The following is a 5,551-nucleotide window of genomic DNA, read 5'->3' as shown; positions in this document are numbered from 1 at the left end:
CCACAATCTCATCCCCACGGCAGACGCTACCCGGCGGAACGCCCGGCCAAGCCGGGCTTCCGCCCTACCGGCGGGCCAGCCAAATGTCCAGCTGCCGGGCGAAGGCCTGCCGGTCGGCCTGGCTCAAGGGCGGCGGGCCTTCAGTCTGGATGCCGCTGGCGCGCAGATTGTCCATGAAGTCCCGCATCGTCAGCTGGGCGGCGATGGTTTCCTTGGAAAACGCCTCGCCGCGCCAGTTCAGCGCCTGCGCGCCCTTGGCCAGCACCTCGGAAGCGAGCGGAATGTCGCCGGTGATCAGCAAGTCTGTCGGCTCGATGCGGCGGGCGATTTCGTTGTCGGCCACGTCGAAGCCCTTGGGCACTTGCAGCGCGCGGATATTCGGCGCCTTCGGCACCGTCAGCAGTTGGTTGGCGACGAACACCAGCTCCACGCCGGTGCGCTGCGCCGCGCGGCACAACACTTCCCGTATCACCTTGGGACAGGCGTCAGCGTCTACCCAGATCGTCATGGTGGTTTCTTTCTCTATCAATAGCCGGCCATGATACCCGCCCTTGTCCATGACGGGAGAAAGCGCTATGCTGCGCGCCCGCCCAAAATGCCAAGGAGATATCGCATGATCAGCGTCGACATAGCCGGCACCCGCTTCAATCTGCGCGCCGGCGCCATCATCGAGCATGAAGGCAAGGTGCTGCTGCACCGCCTGATCTGCGACGACTTCTGGACCTTGCCCGGCGGCCGCGTTGAACCTGATGAGGAAGCGCCCAAAACGGTGGAACGGGAAATGCTGGAGGAGCTTGGCGAAACCATACATTGCGGCGAGATGGTCATGCTGATAGAAAACTTCTTCACCACGGGCGGCAAGCGCAACCATGAACTGGGCCTGTATTTCCAAGCGCATCTAGCCACCGACTCCGCTTTGCTTGGCCGCGCAACGCCGTTCGTGATCGAAGACGGCGGCTCGCGCCTGGAGTTTGACTGGTTCAGCCGCGAGCAGCTCAGCGAGCTGCGCATCCTGCCGCAGCCCATGAAAAACATGCTGATCAGCGAAGACCGCAGCCTGCGCCACGTAATCAACCGCGAATAAACGCCGGCCGCCCGCACCCCGCGCCATCATATCGACATATTGACGCTTACGTAAACGTAAGCGATGATGTGCTCATCAGGCGCCGCCAGCCGCGCCGCACGTTCAACGAGGAGAAACCCCATGTACAGCAGCCTGCGCTTCGCCTTCGGCGAGACTTACGACCTCCTGCGCGAATCGGTGCGCGACTTCGCCGATCGCGAAATCGCCCCGCGCGCCGCCGCCATCGACCAGGACAACCTGTTCCCGGCCGATCTGTGGTGCAAGTTCGGCGAGCTGGGCTTGCTCGGCATCACCGTCAGCGAGCAGTACGGCGGCGTGGACATGGGCTACCTCGCCCACATGATCGCGATGGAGGAAATCAGCCGCGCCAGCGCCTCGGTGGGCCTGTCTTACGGCGCGCACTCCAATCTGTGCGTCAACCAAATCTACAAGAACGGCAACGACGCCCAGCGCAGCCGTTACCTGCCCAAGCTGATCTCCGGCGAGCACGTCGGCGCCTTGGCGATGTCCGAGCCCAACGCCGGTTCCGACGTGGTCAGCATGAAGCTGAAGGCCGACAAAACCGACGGCGGCTACCTGCTCAACGGCAGCAAGATGTGGATCACCAACGGCGGCGACGCCGACACGCTGGTGGTGTACGCCAAAACCGACGTCAACGCCGGCCCCAAGGGCATCACCGCCTTCATCGTCGAGAAGAACTTTGCCGGCTTCAGCCACGGCAGCAAGCTGGACAAGCTGGGCATGCGCGGCTCCAACACCTACCCCATCTTCTTCGACAACTGTTTCGTGCCGGAAGAAAACGTGCTGGGCGGCGAAGGCAATGGCGTGAAAGTGCTGATGAGCGGTCTGGATTACGAGCGCTCGGTGCTGGCCGCCGGCCCCTTGGGCATCATGCAGGCCAGCCTGGACATCGTGGTGCCCTACCTGAACGACCGCACCCAATTCGGCCAGCCGATAGGTGATTTCCAGCTGATGCAGGGCAAGCTGGCCGATATGTACGTCAAGCTGTCCGCCAGCCGCGCCTACGTCTACGCCGTGGGCCAAGCGCTGGACCGCGGCGAAACCGGCCGCCAGACCCGCAAGGATGCCGCCGGCGCCATCCTGTACGCGGCCGAGAACGCCACCCAGCTGGCGCTGGACGCCATCCAGTGCCTGGGCGGCAACGGCTACATCAACGAATACGCCACCGGCCGCCTGCTGCGCGACGCCAAGCTGTACGAGATCGGCGCGGGCACCAGTGAGATCCGCCGCTGGCTCATCGGCCGCGAACTGATGGCCGAAACCCGATAAGCATGGTGGCTAAATCGTCCGATACGGCGTTGCGCCGCCTGGCCGTACTATTTGTACTGTCTGCGGCGGCGCGCCTTGTCTCGGACGATTTTTCCAACCATCCCCGGCCATACCGAGGAAAACCAAAACATGACCGCCGCCGAACGCATCGTCCAGGCCCAGCTGGACGCCTACAACGCCCGCAATCTTGAGGCCTTCGCCGCCTGCTACGCCGAGGACGTCAAGGTCTACCGCCTGCCGTCCATGGCGCAAACCCTCTCCGGCCACGCGGCGCTGGCCGACCATTACGCCAGCAAGCGCTTTAACCTGCCCAAGCTGCACGCCGCACTGCTGCATCGCATCGTGCAGGGCAGCCGCGTCATCGACCACGAGGACGTGACGCTGGACGGCGAAACCCGCTTTCGCGCCGTCGCCATTTACGACGTCAACGCCGATGGTCTGATCGCCGCGGTATGGTTCGTCGACGCCGAATGACAAGGTAAAAGAACATGCCCATTCTCGAATCCAAGCTGTCGCCGCGAGCCGCGGACTTCGTCGCCAACGCCGACAAGATGCGCGCGCTGGTAGATGATCTGAAACAGAAAGTCACCCAGGCGGCGCTGGGCGGCGGCGAGAAAGCCCGCGCCAAACACACCGCGCGCGGCAAACTGCTGCCGCGCGAGCGCATCGACATGCTGCTCGATCCCGGCGCGCCCTTCCTGGAATTGTCCCAGCTCGCCGCCTACGGCATGTACGGCGACGACGCCCCCGGCGCGGGCATGATAGCCGGCATCGGCCGCATTTCCGGCGTCGACTGCCTGATCATCGCCAACGACGCCACGGTCAAGGGCGGCACCTATTATCCGATGACGGTGAAGAAGCATTTGCGCGCGCAGGAAATCGCCCGCGACAACCGCTTGCCCTGCGTCTACCTGGTGGACTCCGGCGGCGCCTTCCTGCCGCTGCAGGACGAGGTGTTTCCGGACAAGGAGCACTTCGGCCGCATCTTCTACAACCAGGCCAATCTGTCCGCGGCCGGCATTCCGCAAATCGCCGTGGTGATGGGCAGCTGCACCGCCGGCGGCGCCTACGTGCCGGCGATGAGCGACGAAACCGTCATCGTCAAGGAACAAGGCACCATCTTCCTGGGCGGCCCGCCGCTGGTTAAGGCCGCCACCGGCGAGGTGGTGAGCGCCGAGGAACTGGGCGGCGGCGATGTGCACGCGAAAATCTCAGGCGTCGCCGACCACCTGGCCCAGAACGATGCCCACGCGCTGTCCATCGCCCGCCGCATCGTGTCGGACCTGAACTGGAAAAAACAGGGCGAGCTGGACCGCGCCGAACCCAAGCCGCCGCGCTACGCGGCGGAGGAAATCTACGGCGTGATCCCGGCCGATCCAAAAAAGCCGTTCGACGTGCGCGAGATCATCGCCCGGCTGGTGGACGATTCGGATTTCGACGAATTCAAGCAAACCTACGGGACGACTTTAGTCACAGGCTTCGCTCGCCTCAACGGTTACCGCGTCGGCATCCTGGCCAATAACGGCATCCTGTTCTCCGAATCCGCGCTGAAAGGCGCGCACTTCGTCGAATTGTGCTGCCAGCGCGGCATCCCGCTGATCTTCCTGCAGAACATCACCGGCTTCATGGTGGGCAAGAAGTATGAGAACGGCGGCATCGCCAAGGACGGGGCCAAGCTGGTGACGGCGGTGGCCTGCGCCAAAGTGCCCAAGTTCACCGTGCTGATAGGCGGCAGCTTCGGCGCCGGCAACTACGGCATGTGCGGCCGCGCCTACTCGCCCCGCTTCCTGTGGATGTGGCCGAACAGCCGCATCTCGGTGATGGGCGGCGAACAGGCCGCCGGCGTGCTGGCCCAGGTGAAGAAGGAACAGCTGGGCGACGCCTTCACGCCTGAGCAGGAAGAGGCTCTGAAAGCCCCGGTGCGCCAGCAGTACGAGGAACAGGGCCACCCCTACTACGCCAGCGCCCGCTTGTGGGACGATGGCGTGATCGACCCGGCCCAGACCCGCGACGCGCTGGCGCTGGCGCTGGAGGCCTCGCTGTCGGCCCCGGTCGAAGCCACGCGCTTCGGCGTGTTCCGGATGTAAGGAGCGGATGATGAGCTACACCACGCTGCAAATCGAGCAACAGGGCAAGGTGGCCACCGTCTGGCTGAACCGGCCGGATCTGCACAACGCGCTGAACGAGACGTTGATCGCCGAAATGACCGAGGCCATGGGCCAGTTGAACCGCGACGAAACCGTGCGCGTCATCATGCTGGCCGGCCGCGGCAAGAGCTTCTGCGCCGGCGCGGACCTGGACTGGATGCGCCGCGCCGCCGGCTACAGCGAACAGGAAAACCTGGCCGACGCCCAAAAGCTGGCCGCCATGCTGAAAAGCATTTACCGCAGCGCCAAGCCGGTGATCGCCCGCATCCACGGCGCGGCGATGGCCGGCGGCACCGGCCTGGCCGCCGTCTGCGACATCGCCATCGCCACCGACGCCGCCAAGTTCGCGCTGACCGAGGTGAGGCTGGGCCTGGTCCCCGCCACCATCGGCCCCTATGTCGCCGACGCGATAGGCTGGCGGCAGGCGCGGCGCTACTTCCTGTCCGCCGAACGCATCTCCGCCGCCATGGCTCGGGAAATCGGCCTGGTGCATGAGGTGGTGGCGGAAGACATGCTGGACGCGCGGGTGGCGGAAGTCGCCGAAGAACTGGCCAAGGGCGCGCCCGGCGCGCTGAGCGATGCCAAGCAGTTGCTGGCCGAACTGCGCGAAGGCTCGCCCTGGGACGACGCGCTGCTGGAACACACCGCCGGCCGCATCGCGTCCATCCGCGCCGGCGACGAAGCGCGCGAGGGCCTGGCTGCGTTCTTCGAAAAACGCGCGCCGAAGTGGCAGGCATGAGCATGGGCAGGCGGCAGCTTCGCCCCCTCTCCCCCAGCCCCTCTCCCGCAGGGGGAGAGGGGAGCCATCGAACGTCGACCACGCATTGGCAACTGCACGCATTTGGGGATGAAGGCCAGTCGAACAATGCCGCCCATAGCCCCTCTCCCTTCCAGAGGGAGGAGCGCAGTCAAGCTCCAGCTTGGCAAGCACACGCGCTTGCGGATGAACGCCAGCCCAACAGCGCCGCCCATAGCCCCTCTTCCTTCCAGAGAGAAGAGCGCAGTCAAGCTTCAGCTTGGCAAGCAAACA

General features: G+C 65.0%; 6 protein-coding genes. 5 read left to right on the top strand and 1 reads right to left on the bottom strand.

The window, feature by feature from the left end; genetic code table 11:
* Nucleotides 1–64 precede the first annotated feature (64 nt).
* Entirely contained in the window at nt 65–508 is a 444-nt protein-coding gene (locus C2I19_RS18765) for a YaiI/YqxD family protein (RefSeq protein WP_103904151.1), read from the bottom strand.
* 105 nt (nt 509–613) lie between these two features.
* On the opposite strand from C2I19_RS18765, the gene C2I19_RS18760 reads away from it, so the two are divergent.
* The 5 genes from C2I19_RS18760 to C2I19_RS18740 all read left to right on the top strand — a co-directional run bounded on the left by C2I19_RS18760 (nt 614) and on the right by C2I19_RS18740 (nt 5,260).
* The gene (locus C2I19_RS18760; protein WP_158253764.1) at nt 614–1,084 is read left to right on the top strand and encodes an NUDIX hydrolase; all 471 of its coding nucleotides are present in this window, start codon (nt 614–616) and stop codon (nt 1,082–1,084) included.
* A 120-nt stretch (nt 1,085–1,204) separates the two neighbouring features.
* A complete protein-coding gene (locus tag C2I19_RS18755) occupies nt 1,205–2,374 on the top strand; it encodes an isovaleryl-CoA dehydrogenase (RefSeq protein ID WP_103904149.1) in 1,170 nt (389 codons plus the stop codon).
* A 129-nt stretch (nt 2,375–2,503) separates the two neighbouring features.
* The gene (locus C2I19_RS18750; RefSeq protein WP_103904148.1) at nt 2,504–2,848 is read left to right on the top strand and encodes a nuclear transport factor 2 family protein; all 345 of its coding nucleotides are present in this window, start codon (nt 2,504–2,506) and stop codon (nt 2,846–2,848) included.
* Between the two features lie 14 nt (nt 2,849–2,862).
* Nucleotides 2,863–4,461 (top strand): carboxyl transferase domain-containing protein, encoded by a 1,599-nt coding sequence (locus C2I19_RS18745; RefSeq protein ID WP_103904147.1) that lies wholly within the window; start codon nt 2,863–2,865, stop codon nt 4,459–4,461.
* A gap of 10 nt (nt 4,462–4,471) precedes the next feature.
* Entirely contained in the window at nt 4,472–5,260 is a 789-nt protein-coding gene (locus tag C2I19_RS18740; RefSeq protein ID WP_103904146.1) for an enoyl-CoA hydratase/isomerase family protein, read from the top strand.
* Nucleotides 5,261–5,551 lie beyond the last annotated feature (291 nt).

The organism is Chromobacterium alticapitis, from assembly GCF_002924365.1.
Lineage (GTDB): Bacteria > Pseudomonadota > Gammaproteobacteria > Burkholderiales > Chromobacteriaceae > Chromobacterium > Chromobacterium alticapitis.
Note: the sequence above shows the minus strand (reverse complement) of the source record. Positions and strands in the feature narration are given on the sequence as shown.

Coding starts and splice junctions, on each gene's coding strand:
- C2I19_RS18740 (WP_103904146.1), top strand. CDS start 4,472: ATGAGCTACACCACGCTGCAAATCGAGCAACAGGGCAAGGTGGCCACC.
- C2I19_RS18750 (WP_103904148.1), top strand. CDS start 2,504: ATGACCGCCGCCGAACGCATCGTCCAGGCCCAGCTGGACGCCTACAAC.
- C2I19_RS18760 (WP_158253764.1), top strand. CDS start 614: ATGATCAGCGTCGACATAGCCGGCACCCGCTTCAATCTGCGCGCCGGC.
- C2I19_RS18745 (WP_103904147.1), top strand. CDS start 2,863: ATGCCCATTCTCGAATCCAAGCTGTCGCCGCGAGCCGCGGACTTCGTC.
- C2I19_RS18755 (WP_103904149.1), top strand. CDS start 1,205: ATGTACAGCAGCCTGCGCTTCGCCTTCGGCGAGACTTACGACCTCCTG.
- C2I19_RS18765 (WP_103904151.1), bottom strand. CDS start 508: ATGACGATCTGGGTAGACGCTGACGCCTGTCCCAAGGTGATACGGGAA.